The organism is Vreelandella rituensis (assembly GCF_003336665.1).
In the GTDB taxonomy this organism is placed as follows: Bacteria; Pseudomonadota; Gammaproteobacteria; order Pseudomonadales; family Halomonadaceae; genus Vreelandella; species Vreelandella rituensis.
Genome location: NZ_QPIJ01000062.1, coordinates 1 through 21,672, shown reverse-complemented (window position 1 = coordinate 21,672; position 21,672 = coordinate 1). Strand labels below are relative to the sequence as shown.

Below are 21,672 nucleotides of genomic sequence, written 5' to 3'. Positions count from 1 at the left end.
GCTATAAATCCACACGATCACGGTTAGCCAAGCGGCCTGGATTGCCACCTTGTTGCCGAGCACCGAAAGATGAAAAACAGGTCAGACCGGCCTTCTCAAAACCTGTCGAAGGGTTGGGCTCCTAGAAGCCACCTCCCCTCTGAGGAGAGAAGGCGCGCGTCATTCATTAGGGTCAGGGGTTAGCTACCCCACTAAGAGACCGTCTATACGCACGCATCGGCTTACGTTTTTCAGACATCGGCGCTTGCAACCGGGGAGGAGTCCCTATACTCCCTTCGCGCTACGCGACTCAGGAAGAGGTATTACGCGCTTTTAGATAACCTCTGACAGACCCCCAGGAAATAAGTAGTTAAATCAGAGCGATATAATTGAAAAGCCTGCATGAATTGGCATGTTGTCAATCGCCAAACCAACAATATGCCAAAGGTGACCCAAGCAGGCCTCTCAATTTTTTTGCATAATCTGCTGATCCCATTACTCCCCGCCGCGACCCATACCAACGCCTTCAGGCACGGCTCGACATGGTGGGTGCCCCGCTGGGGAAGCGCCGTCGGGGCTTGACTGCCTTGGGCTGCGCCTCGCCAAGCTGGCATTGGACATCGACTCCGCGTCGGCCAACCGCTTCGAGGAGATCTGGGAGAAGCAGCGCATCTTCGCTTCATCGAATACGCGACTGGCAGCTGGAAGCAACGTCGACGAAAGGTGATCGACAAATCCGAGACCAACCAGCGCGTGGTGGCCCAACCAACTAGTAGCCGGATAGAGCCGTGGTGTGCTGTCCCCGGCACGAAAAACATATGGGGGTAGATGCCGTAGTCAGAATACCCCGTTTTCTCTGCGATTCTATTGCTTTGATATCTATGAGGAGAACCACCATGGCTCATTTCCTGATCTTTCTGGGGACAGCCCGCGACAGCACTCCACCTTCGCCCGCCCGACTCGGCCAGCGCGTCGCTCGGGCCTGTACCGATCTACTTTCTCTAGAGGAGCACAGTGTTGAGCTGATCGATCCCCTGGATATCGAGCTTGGCCAGGTCTTCAAGCCGCATTTCGCCTATGGTCGCGCCAGTGTGCCCGAGGCGCTCGACACCCTGGCGCAGAAAATAGAAGCCGCCGATGGCTACGTGATGGTCAGCCCCGAGTACAACCACTCCATGAGCCCGGCTCTTTCGCACCTGCTCAACCACTTCGGCAGCTCGCGGTTCTCTTTCAAACCCAGCGCCATCGTCACCTACTCGGCCGGCCAGTGGGGCGGTGCCCGGGCAGCGGTGGCGATGCGCACCTTTCTCTCGGAACTCGGCTGCCTGCCGGTCTCGGCGATGATCCATGTACCGAAGGCTCAGGAGGTACTCGATGAAGAGGGCCAGTTCTTCAAGGATGAAGACCGCTGGTCCAACTATTTTGGACGCACCCTGAATCAGTTGATCTGGTGGGCGGAAGCCACCTCACGCCATCGCCAGACACAGGACCCGGCCCAGGTGGCACCAGCACTTCAGCGTACACCGGCACAGCGCAATGCTCCTTCCAGCTCGTGAGGGTCGCTGGGAATCATTGTTCATATACGAAAATCCATATATTATCAGCGCAAATTCGCTGTTTATTGTCAATAAAGAATGAATGTCCAATGGGGACGGCCATGAACGTTCTATTCCTGTGTACCGGAAACTCCTGCCGTTCGATCTATGCCGAAGCCGTGTTCAACCACCTGGGCGAGACTCGGCATCGCGCCCGGAGCGGCGGTAGCTACCCGGCTAGCGAGGTCAACCCGCTAACGTTGATCTGGCTGGAAAAGGAAGGCATTTCCACCCGGGGACTCTTCAGCAAGTCCTGGGATGATCTCGACGTGAGGCCGGACGTGGTGATCACCGTCTGCAATGACGTCGCCGGCGAGGCCTGTCCGTTATTTCTCGGCAAGGCAGTACGCGTCCACTGGGGCGTGCCCGACCCCTCGAAGGCCAAGGGCAGAGAGGCTGAGATCGAGGCCGCCTTCGCCAGCACTTTCGATGCCCTGCGACAGCGAATCCAGGCCATGCTGGCCCTGTCGCTGGATGACCTTTCACCCAATGCCCTGAGTGACGCTCTGGAGAAGATCCACCAACATGTCTTGCAGGAAGAAGGAGAGACACCGTGACTACCAGACCACTAGATGAACTGCCTAATATCGACCGCGAGCTGTTTCGGGTCCCCGGCGCCGCAAGCCTAGGACTCCCCCACGACAGCGAGCATGCTCCGCGCTTCCTGCTGCTCTATGGTTCCCTGCGTAGCCGCTCCTTCAGCCGTCTGGCGGTGGAAGAAGCTGCACGGCTGCTGCGCGCCATGGGTGCCGAGACGCGCATTTTCGACCCGCACGGCCTGCCTCTGCCGGATTCCGAGGAGGCGAACCACCCCAAGGTGGCGGAACTGCGCGAGCTAGCCGAGTGGGCCGAAGGGATGGTGTGGTGCTCGCCGGAGCGCCACGGCGCCATGACCGGCATCATGAAGGCGCAGATCGACTGGATCCCCCTAGCACTGGGCGCGGTGCGCCCCACCCAGGGCAAGACCCTGGCAGTGATGCAGGTGTCCGGCGGCTCCCAGTCGTTCAACACGGTTAACCAGCTGCGCGTGCTGGGGCGCTGGATGCGTATGGTCACCATGCCCAACCAATCATCGGTGCCCAAGGCTTTCATGGAGTTTGACGACAACGACCGTATGAAGCCCTCACCCTACTATGACCGCATCGTCGACGTCATGGAGGAGCTGGTGAAGTTCACGCTGTTGGTGCGTGGGCACAGCGAGGTGCTCACCGACCGCTACTCCGAACGCAAGGAATCGGCAGAGCAGCTCTCCACCCGGGTCAACCAACGCGCTATCTAACAGGAATCAAGATATGACCACCCATCAGGAATCCCAGTCACCCAGCACCGCAGAGGGCATGGGGCTCTTCGAGCGCTTCCTTTCAGTGTGGGTAGCGCTGGCCATCGTCGTCGGGGTGCTGCTCGGCCAGTACGCCCCGGCAATACCCGAGGCGCTGTCGCGCTTCGAATACGCCCAGGTATCGATCCCCGTGGCGATCCTGATCTGGGCGATGATCTTTCCCATGATGCTGCAGATCGACTTCACCTCGATCCTCGGCGTGCGCCGCCAGCCCAAGGGACTGATCATCACCACCACGGTGAACTGGCTGATCAAGCCCTTCAGCATGTTCGCCATCGCCTGGTTCTTCCTGACCGTGGTCTTCGCCCCGCTGATTCCCGCGGATCGCGCCAGTGAATACCTGGCCGGGGCCATCCTGCTCGGCGCCGCGCCCTGTACCGCCATGGTATTCGTGTGGAGCTACCTGACCCGAGGCGACGCCGCCTATACCCTGGTGCAAGTGGCGCTCAACGACCTGATCATGCTGTTCGCCTTCGCCCCCATCGTGGTCTTCCTGCTCGGCGTATCGAACATCCAGGTGCCCTGGGACACGGTCATCCTGTCGGTGGTGCTCTACATCGTCATTCCGCTGGGCGCCGGCTACCTGACCCGACGGGCAGTCATCAAGCGGCGTGGCATCGAGTGGTTCGATAACGTCTTCATGAAGCGCCTGGCGCCGGTCACCCCCATCGGCCTGATCATCACCCTGATGCTGCTGTTCGCCTTCCAGGGCGACGTAATCATCGCCAACCCATTGCATATCGTACTGATTGCCATCCCCCTGATTATCCAGACATTCCTGATCTTCTTCATCGCCTACGGCTGGGCCAAGGCATGGAAGGTACCCCACAACGTCGCTGCCCCCGGGGCGATGATCGGCGCCAGCAATTTCTTCGAGCTGGCCGTGGCCGCCGCCATCGCCCTGTTCGGTCTGCAGTCCGGTGCGGCGCTGGCCACGGTGGTCGGCGTTCTGGTGGAAGTACCGCTGATGCTGGCCCTGGTGCGCATCGCCAACAAGACCCGGCACCACTTCCCAACGGCCGACGTGCAGGCGCCCGCCGAGGCGAAAAGCTGACTCATGGCCATCGAGATCACGGCCCGGGCCCGCGAGTGTCTACATAAGAAAGGTGGTGTGGCCACGGTGCGGCTATCGCCCCGCCATGGCTGCGGCGGCAGAGCCAAGATCGCTGGCGTGGAACTCACTTTTTCTGTAGAGGGACAAAATGACGGCCGAGCACCAGCAATACCCCTGCATTGAATCGGCTTGGCAAGCTCACCATAAGGAGCTCAGAGGTTTCCTGCTCAGACACAGCGGTGATCGCGATGCCGCCGATGATCTCCTTCAAGGGGTTTATGCCAAGGCACTTGCCCACCGCATCCGTTTCTGTGAGTTAGACTCACCTCGAGCTTGGCTTTTTCGTGTTGCCCGACATCAGTGGATCGATGATCAGCGGCGCGCAAAGCACTGGACAGGCGAGGAGCCACCCGAGACCCTTGTGGAGCCGGAGTCAACGTCTCCGCTGGAAAGCCTCGCTGGCTGCATTTATCGTGCGCTACCCGGCTGCTCCCCGGAAGATGCCGATATTATCCAGCAGTGTGACCTGGAAGGTACGCGACAGGCTGACTACGCAAGACGTCACGGCCTGGGACTACCTGCCACTAAAGCGCGGCTTCGTAGAGCCAGGCAACGGTTGCGCGAACGACTGATCGAGCAGTGTGGCATCGTCTTCGACGAGCAAGGATGCATCTGTTGCCATAGCGCTCACCGCGAATAGGCGAGAAGTATTTTGCATCGAGGCTGCATCCTTTTGCCTCCTGCTGCGTCTTCTTGGGTGACAACGCCTATCACACAGGAAGCTGATTGAAATGTTAGAGGTATTTACCTGGCTGGCCAACTGGCTGGTCTACGAACTGATGGGCCTGGACCCCACCAGCAAGTTCGGCACCTCGCTGCACTTCTTCGTCGAGGACACCACCAAGATCTTCGCCCTGCTGGTGGTGATGATCTACGTGATCGCCCTGATGCGCGCCTCGCTGAATCTGGAGCGGGTACGTCATTACATCCAGCAGAAGCCAAGACTGGCCGGTTATGGGCTCGGTGCAAGCTTTGGAGCCATCACCCCTTTCTGCTCCTGTTCGAGCATCCCGTTGTTTCTGGGTTTTACCAGCGCCGGCATTCCGCTGGGTATCACCATGGCCTTCCTGTTCACCTCACCGATCATCAACGAGGTGGCGATCATCATGCTGTGGAGCCTGCTGGGCTGGGAATTCACTCTGGTCTACATCGCCATCGGCATGGCGGTGGGCATCGGTGGCGGCATGATCCTTGATACCCTCAAGGGCGAGCGCTGGCTGAAGGATTTTGCCGCCAAGGCTTATCAACAAGCCGCTGAGACACCCCAAGGTGACGCGCCCGCCCCCGAGGTGCCCATTCTCACCTTCAAGGACCGCCACGAATTTGCCCGCGACGAGCTCAAGGAGATCGCCGGGCGAATCTGGAAGTGGGTGATCATCGGGGTCGGTCTGGGCGCCGCCCTTCACGGCTTCGTGCCGGACGGCTGGTTCGCCGACAACCTGGGCAGCGGCCAGTGGTGGAACGTGCCGGTTGCCGTCTTCGCGGGCCTGCCCCTGTATTCCAACGCCACCGGCGTCATCCCGGTAATGGAGAGTCTGATTCTTAAGGGCCTGCCGGTGGGCACCACTCTGGCCTTCTGCATGAGCACCGTGGCGGCCAGCTTCCCTGAGTTCATCATGCTAAAACAGGTCATGCAGTGGCGACTGCTCACCACCATCTTTGTCATCCTGCTGGCCAATTTCATGATCGTTGGCTGGCTGATCAACCTGCTGAGCCCCTGGCTGTTCAGTGGATTTCACTAAACGGGAGAAAAATCATGAAAAAGATCGAAGTATTGGGTACCGGCTGCAAGAAATGCGTGACCACCGCCGAGCAGATCGAGGCCGTGGCCGGTGAACTGGGCATCAAGGTCGAGGTGGAAAAGGTGACCGATCCTGCTGCCATCATGGGCTACCAGGTCATGTCGACCCCTGCCGTTGCCATCGACGGCAAGCTCGTTCACAGCGGCAGCGTACCGAATCGAAACAAGATCGAGACTCTGCTGAAGACCTGAGCAAGACCTTTCGATCTTGCACACCTGCCAGAACAGAACTAGATTTTAGACCATCAAATACGAATATCCACATATCACAACGGAACCATCCCGATACAAGCCTCCCTAACAACAACACCGGAGTGCCAGACGATGTCACGATTGAGCCGCCGTAACTTCCTAAAGTTGACCGGTAGCAGTGCCGCTCTAGGCACCCTTTCGCTATCTCCCGTTGCCCAGGCACAGCAAGGCAGTTCCTCGCCTCCCGCCGGCAGCACCACCCTACCCTATCCGCGTGATGTGGTTGCCCGGCTGGACGACGTTACCGTCAATCAGCCCGTCTACTTCAACTACCCCGACAATCGCTCGCCCTGCGTGTTGATTCGCAAGGGCCGCGAGGTCAAGGGTGGGGTTGGCCCGGACAGAGACGTGGTGGCCTACAGCACCCAATGCACGCACATGGGCTGCCCGGTCAATTACGACCAGGAGGCGGAGACCTTCAAGTGTCCCTGCCATTACAGCATCTTCGACCCTGACAACGCCGGCCAGATGGTGATCGGCCATGCCACCGAAGGCCTACCTCGGATCCTTCTGGAATATGACGAAGCCGAGGATACCCTGCTTGCCGTGTCGATCGATGGCCTGATCTATGGTCGCCAGGCCAATATCATCTGAACCGGGAGAATAACAATGACCCAATTCAAGGATCGCATTCCCCTGCCTCCGGTGGATGCTCAGAAAACCAATATGGCCTGCCATTTCTGCATCGTCGGCTGTGGTTACCATGTCTACAAGTGGCCCGCCAACCAGGAGGGCGGCAGAGCCGCTGGCCAGAATGCGTTAGGGCTCGACTTCACCCGCCAGCTTCCTCCCATGCAGATCACCATGACACCGGCCATGGTCAACCGGATCAAGGATCATGATGGCCGCGAATACAACATCATGATTCTGCCCGACAAGGCGTGCAGCGTTAACCAGGGACTATCTTCGACGCGGGGCGGCCAGATGGCCAGTGTGATGTATTCGGAACAAACCCCGATCGGCGAGCGGCGCCTCAAGTATCCGCTGGTGTATAGCGGGGACGACTGGGTGGAAACCAACTGGGAACGCGCCATGGCTCTGTATGCCGGCCTGACCCAACGCATCCTCGATAATGACGGGCCCGACCAGCTATTTTTCAACCTCTTCGACCATGGCGGTGCGGGCGGCGGCTTCGAGAATACCTGGGCGACCGGCAAGCTGATTTTCAACGGCATGCAGACGAAAATGGTGCGGATTCACAACCGTCCCGCCTACAACTCGGAATGCCATGCCAGCCGTGACATGGGCATCGGTGAGCTCAATAACAGCTACGAAGATGCGGAAGTCTGCGATGTCATTTTCTCCACCGGCGGCAACTCCTACGAGACGCAATCGAACTGGTTTCTTGCCCACTGGGAGCCGAACCTTAGGGGTGCCAACATCACCAAGAAACGGGAATGGTTCCCCGCCGAGACGGTCGGCAAGGGTAAAGTCATCCTGGTCGATCCACGGCGCACGCCGACTGTGGCAATCTGCGAGACCGTTGCCGGGAAGGAAAATGTCCTGCACCTGGCGATCCAACCGGGCACCGATACTGCCTTGTTCAATGGGCTACTCACCTATGTGGTCGATCAGGGTTGGCACGACCAGGCTTTTATCGATGAGTACACTAGCGGCTTTGATGAGATGCTCACCGCCAACCGCATGGAGCTGGACGAGTGCAGCCGCATTACCGGCCTGGATCGAGCCGATATCATCAAGGCAGCCGAGTGGGCCTACAAGCCTAAAGCCAGCGGCCATGCCCCGCGCACCATGCACGCCTATGAGAAGGGCGTGATCTGGGGCAACGACAACTATCGGATTCAGTCCGCCATCGTCAATCTCGTTGTGGCGACCCATAACGTGGGCCGTCGAGGCACCGGCGTGGTGCGTATGGGTGGTCACCAGGAAGGCTATACGCGCCCACCTTATCCCGGTGGACGCCCGGCGCCCTATATCGATCAGGAACTGATCAAGGGCAACGGCATGATGCTGACGGTCTGGGCCTGCAATGCTTTCCAGACTACCCTCAATGCCGAAACCTATCGTCAGGTCATCAAGCGCCGAGCCGCCATCGTCAACCAGGCGCTGGGCGAAGCGCGCGGTGCTACCACTGATGAGCTGATCGATATCGTTTATGACGCGGTCAAGAATAAAGGCGGTCTGTTCATCGTCGATATCGACCTCTACCGCACCAAGTTTGCCGAATATTCCCACCTGGTACTGCCGGCGACGCATCCTGGGGAGATGAACCTGACTTCCATGAACGGCGAGCGGCGACTGCGGCTATCCGAGCGCTTCATGGACCCTCCCGGCATCGCCAGGCCCGACTGGCTGATTGCGGCCAACATGGCCAATGCCCTCAAGCAACGCTACGAGTCGGCTGGCAACGCAGCCATGGCCGAGCGTTTCGCCGGGTTCGACTGGACGACCGATGAAGATGCCTTCAACGACGGTTTCCGCATGGCTCACGAGAAGGAGATCGACAGCCAAGGGGGCCCGACCGGGCACCTGGCCACCTATGAGCGACTGCGCGCAGCCGGCAACAACGGCGTCCAACTGCCCATCAAGGCGTACCAGGACGGCAAACTCATCGGCACCGAGATGCTCTACACAGACAATAACTTCGATACCGATGACGGAAAGGCGCATTTCCAGCCATCGCCCTGGAACGGTTTCCCCGAGGTGATTGAACGCCAGAAAGAGCGCTATGACTTCTGGATCAACAACGGTCGCACCAACCAGATCTGGCAGTCTGCCTACCACGACCAGCACCTGGCCTTTCGCAAGGGCCGCTACCCCATGGCGCCGATTGAAATTCACCCCCAGGATGCCGAGACTCTGGGCATCGCCAACGGCGATATCGTCGAGGTTTACAACGACTACGGCGCAACCACCGCCATGGCCTACCTGGAACCCGACTTGAAGCGCGGGCAGGTCTTCATGATGTTCGGCTATCCCAACGGGGTGCAGGGCGACGTTGTCAGCGAATGGACCGATCGCAACCATATTCCCTACTACAAGGGCAGTTGGGCCAACCTTCGTCGGATCGGGACAAATCCCGCCTACCTGCGGGATGTGTCCTTCAAGCGCCGGCGCTATTCCTGAAGCCAGGGCGCTTTCGCCGATAGAGTCGATGGCGCGATTGACGTAATGGTCGACGCCCCCTCGGTGCGCAGCCAGCTAACGGCTACGATGACGAACGCGACAATAAAGCCGGCCGAGTGGCGCCACCGGCCACGCCATGGTTTCGGCCAGGGACGTCGGTAGGCACGGTGAAAAGCGCTGCGGGCGCCCCACCAGCCGGAAAGGCCTGCGTAGGTGGCAGTGAGCAAGCTATAAGGGCAAGCAAGAGCGTCAACCACTCCTCATGGGCGGGCATCGAACGCCACCAGAAGCCGGCCAGCACCAGCGGTGCGGCCACCCAGACCAACAAACAGCTGGCGAGATTCGAGAGGTTTCGAAGCGGTCGGTCAATGGCTGCACCATCGGCGCGCATCATCAAGAAGAGGTCATTGGCGAGCCAGGGATGGATGCGATAGCCTAGCGGTTCACCGTCGATGCGGGCCGGGGCAGTGGCTAGCGCATCGCAGATGCTTGAGCAGGTGAATATGAAGATAGATATAGGGGGCGGCACCCACCGGCGGGGCGTCGCTTGAAAGCGACTCAAGCGACGACTGTTGCGCTTGGAACTTGAGGCAGCTAAGTCTCAATGGCGAGTAAGGCCACACTCATACTCACTCGGCCATTGGAGATTCATGCAACAAGGCAAACAGACGCTCACGTCGCTGACATGACCCGTCCTGCAATTCCCAGTAGCGCGAGCCCGCCGGCCCGAGGAAGAAGGCACGACGGCGCTCCCGCCGTTCGGCCCCCAGCAGGCTCTTCAATATGACATAACGCACGTTTCCTGCGGGTCCCAGGATGACGGTAGCTCCGCCGTGATAGATGAATGAGGCGTCCTCGACATCGGCTCGAACGGTGCGCGCCTGTATCACCTCGGCGATAAGGTCGAAGACGACCTGGCCGTCGGGTCCGATACGGCGTGCGCTGCGGATGGACTCAATGCGTGGTGGAGAAACCGAATCACCTTCGAGGCGCGGATCGTCAGCCGCGACCAGGCCGAATTCATGCAGGTGCTCGGGTCGGGTGACAAACTCACCAAGAACCTCTGCCTGGCGGCGCAGTTCGTCGGCATCGGCCACACAGGCAGGATCTCCACGAAATTTCAGGTAGGCAAAGCTCAAGCCTTCGATCGGCGGCAGCGCGGTACGCGTACCGCGCCACAGCAGCGCATCCTGGGTAAGGCTGGTGACATGGCGCGGATAGATATTACGGCGTCGGAACGCCTCAATCAGCGTACCGCGGTAATCCCAACGGTCGTCGGGCACAAGATCGGCGTCTGCAGTGATCAGGGCGCGCAAGTAATCGCCGAACGTCACTCCGACCGGTGGGCAATAATCAATCGCCCTAATGCAGACGGAAAGGAAGTGACCCGCCAGTTTCGCTGCTTCATCGGCAAGCACCGTCTGAAGATCAGGCATAATCTCACCCGGTGGCAGGATACCGGTTCCCCCGGTGGCGAGTCGCACGTAGCGTTGTGTCTTGCGCCGATAGACACGGGAGAAGGCCTCGAATATGGCCGCGACGAGGATGGCGCCGAGCGCGTGCGGTTCTAGGGTATCGCTGTACTGCATTGGCTGATCAGTTTCTGAATCAATACTGATAGCATCACGTAGGGCCCCGCGTCGCCCCGTCGTATTGCCGAACTGGCGCGCTAGTTCGGTCAAGTAGCCTGCACCAGTGATATCGCCTTGAGTGCGACGGATCGCATTAAGAACCACATCGCGGTAGCGGAAACGCTGCAGGATCGCTACGAGATCAGCAAATGCCTCGTGGAAGGCGACGACGTCGAGGCCACAGGGTTGAGAGAACTCGGCACGTAATCCATCCAGGAGGGCATGGGTCACTTCATGAGTAACGATGTCATGCGACAGACAGGTGAAAACGAACCCACCGGGCAGCATCCCCCGCGTGCTCGCGCGCGCTGGGTAGTAACCGAAATCGATAGCGCCTGCAAGATCATCATAGTAGGCATTCTCCATCACTCTGGCATGGGGACGCAGCACTAGCCTCTCCACTCCGGGCCGCCAGGTGACCTGCCTTCCCAGCGCCACTCGGAAGGTCGCACACACGCTGCTGCAGACGACATATACCATCTGCTGATGAAAACGAGGGTCAGACTGCGACGGCTCATAGCCACAACGAATCAAGACGTTGTTTTCGTCGAGGTCCGCTGGTCGATAACGCACACCCCGTGTCTCGTCATAGTCATCTACCCGACAAAAGCGGCCGGCGGGTCCCCTCTCGAGAGGCTCATAGGGGACCTCCACCAAGGCAACCGCCCCCTCCAGCTGTGGCGTGGAAGGATCGGCTGTATAGATGTGCAGCCTGCGATAAAGAGGATCCCCTTGCTGCCGCTCGTAGGGTGCCGGCACGAGGCGCAAAACACCTTCGCCCAGAGTATAGGAACGCTCCCTCCGCGACGCACCACTATTACGTTGCACGGGAGCGGAATGAACACCTGCATAGGGGGACTGGCTCTTGTTCATAGCAATCATGCCGACTAGTTGGGTGGGTCGAGTCGCCCGAGCAGTGATTGCAACGTCGCCTTGATGTCGGACAGCAACGCCGGCGACAGAGAGGATGTGGAATGACTGCCGGTTACGGTAAGCGGAGCAAGCAACCCTAGGAGAATGGCGGCGGGCGCACAGTCCAGCATCGGCCGCTGGCGCGCTCCCGGTCCGAAATCAGCGACAATGCGTTGGTTGAACTGCTCGTTGGTCATGCCTTGTATGCCAGCCCGCAGCAGGCGCGTCGCGCGTACCGTGTAATCCCCATGCCCGTTACTCTCCCAGGCTGACTCGTAAGGCAAGCAGGCGGAAAAGGCGATATTACGCATCTTCTCGGGACCACTTCGCACCAACTTGCGCGAGGCTGGAAGCCGACGCCGAAAGGCAGCATGGGCCTCTTGCATGGCTACACTGGGCACGAGGAAACGGCGCCGCTCATCGCTGCGCTGTGCTAACCCTTCGGTCCCGATCGCGAAGCGGGTATTGGTACCGGAGTGACAACAATCGAAGAAGCAGGTCAGATTCACCCCATCAGGAAGGCCGCTAAATAACTCGCGTACATCATCGTCGATCAGATAGGCCCCGCTAGCGTAGTCGTAAGGCACCATCGCCTCATCTTTGCCGTCGCTCTCATCCCCATTGAGGTCGGGCAACTGAGTCCCATGGCCGGCGAACTGAAAAACCAGCACATCGCCGGCCGTGCTGGATGCCAGCATCTCTCCCAGGCGGCGCAGTATCGACTCGTGCGTCGCCTCGGCGTCGCACATTACGATGCTCTCAAAGCCAAGTTTTCGAAACGTATCCGCCCACTCTTCGGCATCGGCAATGCATCCATTGAGCGGCGCACTCGAATAGTGGTTGATGCCGACGCACAGGGCGCATCGACGTCCCTTAGGGCTGATCGTCGTGACACGCGTATCGCCGGTAGCAAAAGCGCTCCCCGTATGGCGCACGGCGATGATTGCCTCGCCACCTTGACGCTCTGGCCAGTCGACTTGATCGAACCACGTGCCGCCGACGCCTTCCGCCGTGGCAGTCATGGAATAGGGCTCAATAGTGTCCGCATCGGCTTTGCCGAGAATACGGCGAAGCACGCTGTTCATCGTTGCGGCATCGTCATCGAAACCGCCGTGGGTAGTGCTAAGGCTCGCACTTCGGCCGTTGTCAGTCGGGGAACGTGAAAACACCACCTCAGCATCGCCGACACGCGGCGAATCGAGCCCGAATAGGGTGCGCATGCTGGCGTCTCGACGCAAGCACTCCTCCAATCCCAGAATCGGCTCCTTACGCTCCGGTTCAAGGGCATAATAGATCAAGTAAAGCAGGGACTTGCGGTAGATTCTCGCACAGTGATCGTCGCGTTCGAAATCGCGGTACATGGTGAACAGGCACAGCCGGTCGACCCCCTTGCCGGCTCCGATCCGATTTTCGACGAGCTTGCGGAACAGGTCGACACGGATCGCCGGGGCGAGAAAATGCATGCTCTTGAACGACGGCACACCGAGGGTAGAGGCTGCATCCAAAAAGTGGGCAAGGAAGATCGAGCCGGCGCTGTGGCCGACCGCATGTAATTCGATGGCCTTTTCGGTATGGCGCTCACAGAACGCCTTCAGCTTGCGCACCACATAATGCGCCCCGCCCTCGCCATCGACGCTCTCGGGGGTGGCCGACGCCAGTCGCGCCGCGAATTGCATGCCGCTCCAAGTCATGACACCACCGGCGTCATGGGCAATGGTCTCGATCAGCGGGTCGGTGACGTGATCGGAAACGAAGTTACGAGCTCCGGACAGGGCTCGGGCCAGCAGCTGGCCAAGCGTCTCGAAAAGCCCCGTTTCCCACACGAAGTAGATCGGATAGACATGATTGCGTTGCCACCAGGCAAGGTGCTTGTGGGCGATCTCCAGGCCGGACGATTCCTTGACCAGTCCGCCATGGGCGAAGAATACGATGCGCAGCGCTCGCCCCTCCTGCTCCGCCGCTTGCAGTGCCAGCTCTAGGTCTCGATCGAAGAGCGCATCAACGTCGCCCTGGTCGGTATCCCAATCGCCGTCGCTGGAGAACCTACCGCCGTTCAAATTGACCAAATGCGGGCGCAGGGCAGCTAGCTGGCTTGGCGTTAGCCCGCTGCCACGTTCTCCGGCGAGGGCAACGGCTTGAGGCAAGACCTCTCGGGCTTCATCGCCATACTCCGGTTCGGCATCCGCCGGGTCAATGTAGGGGAGCACCTCATGACCCATCCAGGCGAGCGCCTCCTGAACTGCCGCGACATCCGCCTCGGCTTCCGGCGGAAAGGGACTGCGTGGGGCCTCGGGTAGGGTAGCGTCGGGACGGGTAATCTGTTTTCGGCGCGCGCGCACTTCCTTCACCACCTGCGCGCGGTCGATCGAGCTGCCAGGGCAGGGCTTGGCGGACATCGCGTTATGAAAGCGCAGCGTTTCCGGCCCGAGATCAAATCGATGCTGCACCTGGGCGATGACATCGATCACCGCGTCTCGCTGTGCTCCTTCGAGGCGGTCGCGACCGACGTCAAAGTTGCCTATGACCTCGAGCATGAAGGGACCGAATTGAAGATTGCCATTATGCCCTGCGGCGCTGGCCGGTGGCAGGTTCCAGCTACGGCCCAACCAGATCGTGCCGTCCGGCGCGATTGTGAGGTGCTGGGCGATATCCTGCCAGTGTTTCACCTGGGTGTGGTGAAGGTACATGCCAAGAATGGATCGGTGGCCGTCTGCTGGGTCGTAGTGACTGTGGTTCGGTCGCCAGGTATGATGCATATGGACGGCATCCACATTACGCTTGAAATCGAAGTGCCCCAATAGCTCGGCGAACTGCTCACGGGTGACTTGCTTGAAGGGAGGAGGCATAGGTACTCCTTCTCTAAGTCTTTATAATGGTACTGACCACACCCCGACAGTCTTCGGTGCTGTTCTTAACGAAACACGCAATATCCGTTGTTTTCAGGTATAGGCGACAAACCATGCGAAAGCCATCTGTTTTGGCCTTCCTATTGAATACAGAAATCGATTAACCTGAGGGAACCAACCCACAGACCTCTAACATAGCCAATGGGAGGGAGTTCGCAACACAACCACGGCGCTGTTGCGGTTCCTGACAACTGCTTGACATCCTCCCCCACCTTCAGCGCTGACGCGCTTGCAGAAGGGGATTCCCAGGTCGTCGCCTTCCTGGTTCCTGCCTCGCTGTCCGTCGCCTCAATGCCTTGGCATTGCCGGTCTTACACAAACTCCACAGGCGTACATTTCCGAGTGCCCCTCGGTAGTGCCTCAACTCTCAGCACCGGCTAACAGCGCGGTGCCGGCCTGTAGAATGTTACAGGCTGCATTCACATCGCGGTCGATGCCTTGGGTGCCGCAGCCGGGGCAGTCCCAGATGCGAGCATCGAGCGACAGGGATTCCAGTACAAACCCGCAGCCATGACAGCGTTTCGAGCTAGGATACCAGCGGTCGATCTGGACGAACTGACGCCCCGCCCATTCTGCTTTGTAGTCGAGCTGGCGGCCCATGTCAGCAAAGGCCTGCCGCTGCCGTTCGAGCAGAGCCAGGTGTGCCTGGCTGTCGAAGCCGCTGTCCTCACGCAGCAAGATGGGGTTCTCCGTCAGGCCTTGGGCGCGGGGCAGCACCCGCTCCAGGAAGGCATTGCTCTCCTTCATGGTGTGCTGCTTAGCTCCAGGCCCAAACACCACCCTTCGTTGCCCAGATAAGCGGCGATCGGAGTGTAGCCATCGACCTTCTTGTAGGTCCGCGAGACACCTTCCTTCTTGGAGTTGCTGTTGTCCATGACGAAGGTGTCGATGTCCAGGCAGACGTGCGTCGTCTCGGCGGTGATCGGTACCTCCACCAGTGACAGCAGGGTAGTGGACCAGGTGGCAGTGTGCGCCTGCAGGCCGTTGGCGGCGAGTTTATCCAGCCGCTGTCGCAACGTTGCCGTGCTCGGCACCTTCTGCAGAGTCAGCAGTTGTTGGAAGGACTTGTCGCGGCGGACGTTTTCGATGGCGTCATAGTCGCTCATGCCCAGACACAACAGGCCCAGGTAGCTCTTGACCACGTCGCTGGTGCGCATGCCCAGCGTGGTGGGGAAACGGCTGTCAATACTGTCGACACCCGCGATCTCGACACACTGCCCGATGATGGATAGCCCGGCGTGACTGGTGAGGGTGCGGCGACTGGCGCGGAACTTGACGTTAGGCATGGAGCTGTCTGGGTGAATGGCAACACCCGCTATCTTGCCATGAAGATCAGGGGGTTAGAAGCACTGCAGGGGCCAGTCTCACGGATTCAGGTGTACATTAGGCTGTACATTGATCGAGTCAAAAAAAATGAAATTTGAGCCGGTGTCCTAGCTGTTGGTCCATCCGTTCATGACATTCAGTATCCCAGGGTCAACCCCAGAAAAGCTCAGCTTGGAACTCTTCTGAGGAGAACATTTTAGGAAATGCGTCAGGGGACTAATGAGATAGTTGCTGAGATATTTGTGCCGCCTCCTCCATAAGCATTGGTGTCGCACTTTGAGATATCGGATGACGGGTCCCCATTGGGAAGTTTAGGACTGACATTTTTAGGAATGCGCCCAACCTGGGGGTGGCAGTTGATCCAATTCTTACGAGCCCCTTCCCAAAATCGCCGGGCTTCTCGACCTTCAAGGATAGTAAAACAGCCGGGGAATTTCTTATTCAGATTTTCAATCTCTTTGATTGCCCTTCTCTCAACCAGCACTTTTGCCGGCCAGACACTATCTCCCATCCATGCGATCACATTGTTCGAACAGGACTCCGTTGTTGAAAGGGCATCCCGAAATCGACTTGCAAAACCATTACCATGGGGCTTTTCACGGTCATCATAGGCAAAAACAGATTTTTGAATCGACCAGCTATGGGGAGTCGCCGAACGCATTTTCAAGCCAAAACCATGGTAAACTCCGTAAGGAGCCCTTTTTTTATCTGGGTGTGGCACAGGCTTAGTTCGAATCAATACTTCATTAAGTGTTACCAAATTTTTTCGATAAGCATCTGATGATCCTCCTGCCGGATCTGTCGCTACTGCTTGCATCACACCGTCAAACAGCGTGTCCTCGACAAGCATAGTCTGCATTTGGGTCTCCTCAATGGCATCGTCAAAAATATTTGAAAACCATGTGTTGCGCACAGTATGGCGATTGTAAGACGTGACCGCCTTGTGTTTGCGAGGAACAAATAAGCCGACTCCGTCCTCACCGACGTTGTCTATGCGCGCACCATCGATGATAGACTTATCAGATACCAAAAGTATTGCTCGCCCACGAGGTCTTTGCTTTGCCTCCCTCCAACTCATTTTAGGATCGTTGGTTCCAATAAAAGTACCACCCGCAAAGCAGACAGGAGTAGGTAATGAACCGCCGTTGACAGAGCCACTACTTATTTTTACAGGAAGGCCGTTGGGTGCATCAGGAAATTTTCGTTGGTGCCAAATTCCATCTCTGGCGTCAAATCGGGATTCTACCGGCACCCGCTTGCTGCCCGCGTCGTAGAGATTAAAATTATCATACTTATGGTAGCCACTGAGGTCCGTAATAGGCCCCTTATAGGTTTTAAGACATGAGAATGTGTCGTCGACATACTTACCCATATTAGGGGCAGCAGAGTTATCTTTTTTATCTGCAGCAGAGTCATTTTTATTCTGATCGGACTGCCTCTCCTGGTTGATTTGGTCAAAAATCGGTCGCTTCCCCAAACCCTTGGCCTCATTTTGATAAAAGGCAGCCATAGGACCGATGACTAAAAACAGACCCAGAAATTTAAGTTTATCTTTCATAGCCCCCCCTTTTTACCATCCAAGAAAGTATAAAAATATTTGGTAACTATTTAGCAGGTTCCAGGCTGTACTCGCCAACCTGCTATTTCTTCAGGCATAGTATCGACATTCGGCAACTCTCTCATCAGATAACATGACCATCAGCGATATCAACGTCGACGAGGCCCTGGAACGCGTCAGGCAGCAGCTCAAGGAAGATCGTACGGTCTCACCTTCGCTGCGTGCTGCCATCGACGTGCTGATGTTGCTGGTCAAGTTGATGGCGGATCGGTTGGCGACCAGCAGTCGTAACAGCAGCAAGCCGCCGTCGCAGGACATGAACCGTGTGCGCCGTTCACGGGCTGCTGGCGAGCGCAAGCCTGGCGGTCAGCCAGGACATGAAGGCACGACATTGGTGCCCGCCGATGATCCCGACGAGGTCGTCAAGCTGTCGGTTGACCGTCGAACGCTCCCCAGGGGGCGCATCTATCGCGCGATCGGTATCGAGAAGCGTCAGGTCAAGGACATCCTTATCCAGTCGCTTGTCACCGAGTATCAGGCTGAAGTGCTGGAAGACGATCTCGGGCGCATGTTGTCTATCTCTCGCAGTACCAACGGCTGCCCTACGGTCGCATCCAGTCGCTGCTGGCCTCGCAGTGTGACCTTTCATTGAGCACCGCCACCCTGGTTGCCTTCAACCAGGAGGTCTACCAGCGGGCTGAACCCTTCGCCGAGTGGGTGATACCGGCGCTGAGGCAAGCAACGACCGTTCATGCCGACGAGACCGGCATCAGATCGATGGCAAGCGCTACTGGCTCCACAGCGCCTCGAATGAGGCGCTGACCTGGCTGGCGCCTCATGCCAAACGGGGTCAGGAGGCCATGGACGCCATAGGCGTACTGCCCTTCGTGCAAGGTGTCTTGGTGCATGATCACTGGAAGCCTTACTACCGCTACACGGAGTGCCGGCATGCCCTGTGCAATGCCCATCACCTTCGCGAACTGATCGGTGTCTGGGAAAACGACCAGCAGGCCTGGGCCAAAACCCGGCATGATCTGCTGCTGGCGATGAACCAGGCCGTTGAAGACGCCGGAGGCAGGCTCTCTCCCGACGCGGTTCGACGATGGCGAGAGCGCTATCGCCATTGCCTGGCGGAAGGCGACGTCGAGAGCCCACCGCCGGCCAAACCTCCGCCTGGAACCCGAGGGCGCACCCAGGCACGCATCCTGCTCGAACGCCTCCAGGCACGCGAGGACGATGTGCTGCGTTTTCTTGAGGATTCCGCCGCGCCTTTTACCAACAACCAGGGTGAGCGTGACCTGCGGATGACCAAGGTCCAGCAGAAGATATCGGGCTGCTTCCGCTCGTGGGAAGGTGCGGAGATCTTCTGCCGGATGCGCAGCTTTCTCTCGACGTCCGCCAAGCAGGGCCTGTCGGCTCACGCGGCACTGGAGCAACTCTTTGCGGGTGAGATGCCCTTGTTCATGCGACGAGACGAGCGGAGTCAGGCAGCGTGAGCTGAACAGTTACGGTTTGACAAACTGAGCTGCTATTAGTCGGACCTGATACCCCCGTTTCTGAAGCTCCCGAGCCCAATGATGAGATGAAGCACAAGCTTCCATACCAATCTCGGCGCCGGCGGGCACTTTTTGGCTTAGTGCATCCAGCCACTTGTTTCGAGAGTACTTACCCTGCCATTGGGCCTGATCGTGACGGTCGACACCGTGAACGTGAAACACTGACTTGGCAATATCAACACCGACGCGGATAATGTTCATTTGGGTTTCTCCTCATCTTTATGATGGTTGACGGTTCACCTTCCATTTTGGCACTTAGATGCCGGTTAGGTGAGGAGGAGTCCATCCCATTGCTTACTGTTGATTCGCGGCAAAGCGTGCAAGACCGGCAAGCTGACGAAGGGCTTTGGTCATCAGTGGTATCGCAAGGTGCAGCATATTAACGAGAACATGACCCAGCAGACCTCACGCCGCCGGGTCCACTTTGCGCTGGCCCAAGAGGCCGATGTGTTCGTACTGTAATATCTGAAAGGCTGGCGTCCCAAGGGCAGTAAAAAATGTTCAGAGCTGCGCCAGCGCTTCCATCAATGGCTGCATCGTCGGTTAGTGACGCTGATCGAGCAAAAGATGCGGGAAGCCGGTGGCAAGGGATGTTTTTTATGCTAGTAACACCTCGGCCTGGGTCTTCGATGGCTCGGGACGTGTGAAACACAACGCCGATCTTAGCGCCAGCTACAACACAGGCGCCCGCTACTGGGCGTGGAAATACACACTGACCTGGCGAAAGAGCGGGCAGGTGTCAGGCGGCAAACGTTTCCTTTACACACCGATCATGCTCTCCACCTTGTGGCGGAGCGATGAAGCCCGACTCAATGCGCAGCATTATTCGTGGGCGCATTCACTCAACACCTTCACTTCGCCTTCAACGCCGCTTTGGGCGGACGCGGAAGACCAGAGACGATTCTCCGCTTCACGGAGCGAAGAAGGCGTTTAGCATAACCGCGCCGATCCTTTTTGATGGGAGCTTTATCTGTTGGCATATAGACTCGGTTGTCTTCACAGCAATAAACGGCTTTTCCCGAGATTTTTGCAATACTCGCAGCCTGCTTGGTGTCACTCTCGATGAAAAAAGTGTAATCAACATTTTTGTAGAACAGGCCCTTGTGCGTAGAGTGGACACCTTGGCGCTGCCGTTCTTCTTTCGAAGGCAGATCCAGCATGACTAGGCGCTCATATTCAATGCCTTGCTGCTTAAGCCACGCCTCTGTCTGACGCCGGTACTTTTCGAGGCGGTTGGTGACCAGGCAGCCGATTCGACCGGAAGGCAGGAAAAGAGGCTCAGCGTTATTCAAAAAAGCAACGTACTTCTCACCGTCATCATTCTGATGAGCGGTAGGGTCGACGCATAGCACCCCATCGATATCGACGCATGCTCGGGAAAGCATTGCGGGAGTGAATAGGTTCCATTGAAAAGCACGGGGCGATTCCAGAATGCAAAAGGAAATATCGACGTGGTGCTTACCATCGGGATCTGCATAGATCACCAAGGTGTCGATTGTACAAGGGCAATTGTCGGGAATAGCATCCCGCGCCTCCTGCACGGTCCGCCCTGTTATGACGCTATCATCGATGAGAAGAACCTTTTTCGCGTCCCACGCAACGCTCGGCTGACTCTCGGCCTTTCTATGCATGCGAGTTTTCAGTGGTTGATTGGCAATGAATTCGGGGAGTCCCACCACATCGATATGCAAGCCCAAAGCAACCATGCTGGCCGGAATCATGCCACTGCGGGGAATACCAACAACTAAATCGTAGCCTTTCCCTTGGACAAGAAACAAGGACGCAGCGATGTCCTCGCTCAAGTCGCCATAAGATTTGTAATTCATTGTCTATACCTCACCTTTTAGCAGGTTCGACCGCCAAACTCATGAATGGCTACGGTAAAAATGCTCTTGTAGAAGCCGACGGTGATGGTCCTAGTGCGAGTATATATCCAAGGCATGTCAACCCCATATCCTTAATACAGAACATCATATCTAGGGTTTAAGAAGACATCATGGATACCCTTCTGTAATGAATAAAATTCCTTATTACGTTTTACAATGAAACGTTAATTCTCGCTGATGACAAAACCGTGTCACTGAAATGATGGGTTAATGATCTTTTCATGAAGAGACCATTAACCAACCTGTTTACACTTAGAGCTCTTTCATCCTGACTGGCCATAGCCGCAATGACGGATATAGCGATTATAGCGATCGCATTCGCTGACAGTGAACCGATCCAGTTGGGAGCCAATCGCCGGCCAAACCTCCGCCTGGAACCCGAGGGCGCGCCAAGCGCACCAAGGCACGCAATTTGCTCGAACGTCTCCAGGCACGCAAGGACGATGTGCTGCGTTTTCTTGAGGATTCGGCCGCGCCTTTTACCGACAACCAGGGTGAGCGTGACCTGCGGATGACCAAGGTCCAGCAGAAGATATCGGGCTGCTTCCGCTCGTGGGAAGGTGCGGAGATCTTCTGCCGGATGCGCAGCTTTCTCTCGACGTCCGTCAACCCGCTTTATTCATCACGCCCGCGGTAGCGTCATTATTTAGCGCTTTACGACTACGTAATCCGAGCTTGGTGGCTATCTGACGTCTTCTTGACGGGGTAACGATGCAATATTGTTTTTTAG

At 57.7% G+C, this 21,672-nt stretch carries 15 protein-coding genes and 3 pseudogenes; 11 read left to right on the top strand and 7 right to left on the bottom strand.

Features of this window, described 5'->3' with window-relative positions:
- Positions 1 to 875 precede the first annotated feature (875 nt).
- The 9 genes from DU506_RS18125 to DU506_RS18085 all read left to right on the top strand — a co-directional run bounded on the left by DU506_RS18125 (position 876) and on the right by DU506_RS18085 (position 9,167).
- On the top strand, positions 876 to 1,535 hold the full coding sequence (locus tag DU506_RS18125) for an NADPH-dependent FMN reductase (RefSeq protein WP_114488278.1): 660 nt from the start codon (positions 876 to 878) through the stop codon (positions 1,533 to 1,535).
- A gap of 101 nt (positions 1,536 to 1,636) precedes the next feature.
- Entirely contained in the window at positions 1,637 to 2,131 is a 495-nt protein-coding gene (locus DU506_RS18120; protein ID WP_114488279.1) for an arsenate reductase ArsC, read from the top strand.
- Entirely contained in the window at positions 2,128 to 2,853 is a 726-nt protein-coding gene (gene arsH, locus DU506_RS18115; RefSeq protein ID WP_114488277.1) for an arsenical resistance protein ArsH, read from the top strand. Before DU506_RS18120 ends, arsH begins: the two co-directional genes overlap by 4 nt.
- Before the next feature lie 13 nt (positions 2,854 to 2,866).
- Positions 2,867 to 3,967 (top strand): ACR3 family arsenite efflux transporter, encoded by a 1,101-nt coding sequence (gene arsB / locus DU506_RS18110; RefSeq protein ID WP_114488276.1) that lies wholly within the window; start codon positions 2,867 to 2,869, stop codon positions 3,965 to 3,967.
- Positions 3,968 to 4,115: 148 nt separating this feature from the next.
- Positions 4,116 to 4,667, top strand: coding sequence for an RNA polymerase sigma factor (locus DU506_RS18105; RefSeq protein ID WP_114488275.1), 552 nt, complete (start codon positions 4,116 to 4,118; stop codon positions 4,665 to 4,667).
- A gap of 91 nt (positions 4,668 to 4,758) precedes the next feature.
- Complete coding sequence (locus DU506_RS18100; RefSeq protein WP_114488274.1) at positions 4,759 to 5,769, top strand: permease; 1,011 nt, start codon at positions 4,759 to 4,761, stop codon at positions 5,767 to 5,769.
- 14 nt (positions 5,770 to 5,783) lie between these two features.
- Positions 5,784 to 6,020: a thioredoxin family protein gene (locus tag DU506_RS18095; protein ID WP_114488273.1), complete on the top strand. Its 237-nt coding sequence runs from the start codon at positions 5,784 to 5,786 to the stop codon at positions 6,018 to 6,020.
- A gap of 132 nt (positions 6,021 to 6,152) precedes the next feature.
- The gene (locus DU506_RS18090) at positions 6,153 to 6,674 is read left to right on the top strand and encodes an arsenate reductase (azurin) small subunit (protein WP_114488272.1); all 522 of its coding nucleotides are present in this window, start codon (positions 6,153 to 6,155) and stop codon (positions 6,672 to 6,674) included.
- A 15-nt stretch (positions 6,675 to 6,689) separates the two neighbouring features.
- The gene (locus tag DU506_RS18085) at positions 6,690 to 9,167 is read left to right on the top strand and encodes an arsenate reductase (azurin) large subunit (RefSeq protein WP_114488271.1); all 2,478 of its coding nucleotides are present in this window, start codon (positions 6,690 to 6,692) and stop codon (positions 9,165 to 9,167) included.
- 82 nt (positions 9,168 to 9,249) lie between these two features.
- Here the strand turns inward: DU506_RS18085 and DU506_RS18080 are convergent, their stop codons facing one another.
- The 5 genes and pseudogenes from DU506_RS18080 to DU506_RS18055 form a co-directional block, all read right to left on the bottom strand.
- Positions 9,250 to 9,729, bottom strand: coding sequence for a hypothetical protein (locus DU506_RS18080; protein ID WP_147273777.1), 480 nt, complete (start codon positions 9,727 to 9,729; stop codon positions 9,250 to 9,252).
- Positions 9,730 to 9,796: 67 nt separating this feature from the next.
- Positions 9,797 to 11,557, bottom strand: coding sequence for a gluzincin family metallopeptidase (locus tag DU506_RS18075; RefSeq protein ID WP_147273776.1), 1,761 nt, complete (start codon positions 11,555 to 11,557; stop codon positions 9,797 to 9,799).
- Positions 11,558 to 11,685: 128 nt separating this feature from the next.
- Positions 11,686 to 14,556: a caspase family protein gene (locus tag DU506_RS18070; RefSeq protein WP_114488268.1), complete on the bottom strand. Its 2,871-nt coding sequence runs from the start codon at positions 14,554 to 14,556 to the stop codon at positions 11,686 to 11,688.
- Between the two features lie 420 nt (positions 14,557 to 14,976).
- Positions 14,977 to 15,902, bottom strand: a pseudogene (locus tag DU506_RS18060) (zinc ribbon domain-containing protein).
- 248 nt (positions 15,903 to 16,150) lie between these two features.
- Positions 16,151 to 17,500: a hypothetical protein gene (locus DU506_RS18055; RefSeq protein ID WP_114488266.1), complete on the bottom strand. Its 1,350-nt coding sequence runs from the start codon at positions 17,498 to 17,500 to the stop codon at positions 16,151 to 16,153.
- Positions 17,501 to 17,633: 133 nt separating this feature from the next.
- On the opposite strand from DU506_RS18055, the pseudogene tnpC reads away from it, so the two are divergent.
- Positions 17,634 to 18,996 (top strand): annotated as a pseudogene (gene tnpC / locus DU506_RS18050) (IS66 family transposase).
- 9 nt (positions 18,997 to 19,005) lie between these two features.
- Here tnpC and DU506_RS18045 read toward each other — a convergent pair.
- Both DU506_RS18045 and DU506_RS18040 read right to left on the bottom strand, forming a co-directional pair.
- Positions 19,006 to 19,257 (bottom strand): transposase, encoded by a 252-nt coding sequence (locus tag DU506_RS18045; protein WP_181870810.1) that lies wholly within the window; start codon positions 19,255 to 19,257, stop codon positions 19,006 to 19,008.
- Positions 19,258 to 19,907: 650 nt separating this feature from the next.
- Positions 19,908 to 20,882, bottom strand: a complete 975-nt coding sequence (locus DU506_RS18040) for a phosphoribosyltransferase (RefSeq protein WP_114488265.1) — start codon at positions 20,880 to 20,882, stop codon at positions 19,908 to 19,910.
- Positions 20,883 to 21,306: 424 nt separating this feature from the next.
- On the opposite strand from DU506_RS18040, the pseudogene DU506_RS18035 reads away from it, so the two are divergent.
- Positions 21,307 to 21,546, top strand: a pseudogene (locus DU506_RS18035) (IS66 family transposase); the annotation flags it as partial.
- Positions 21,547 to 21,672: the final 126 nt, after the last annotated feature.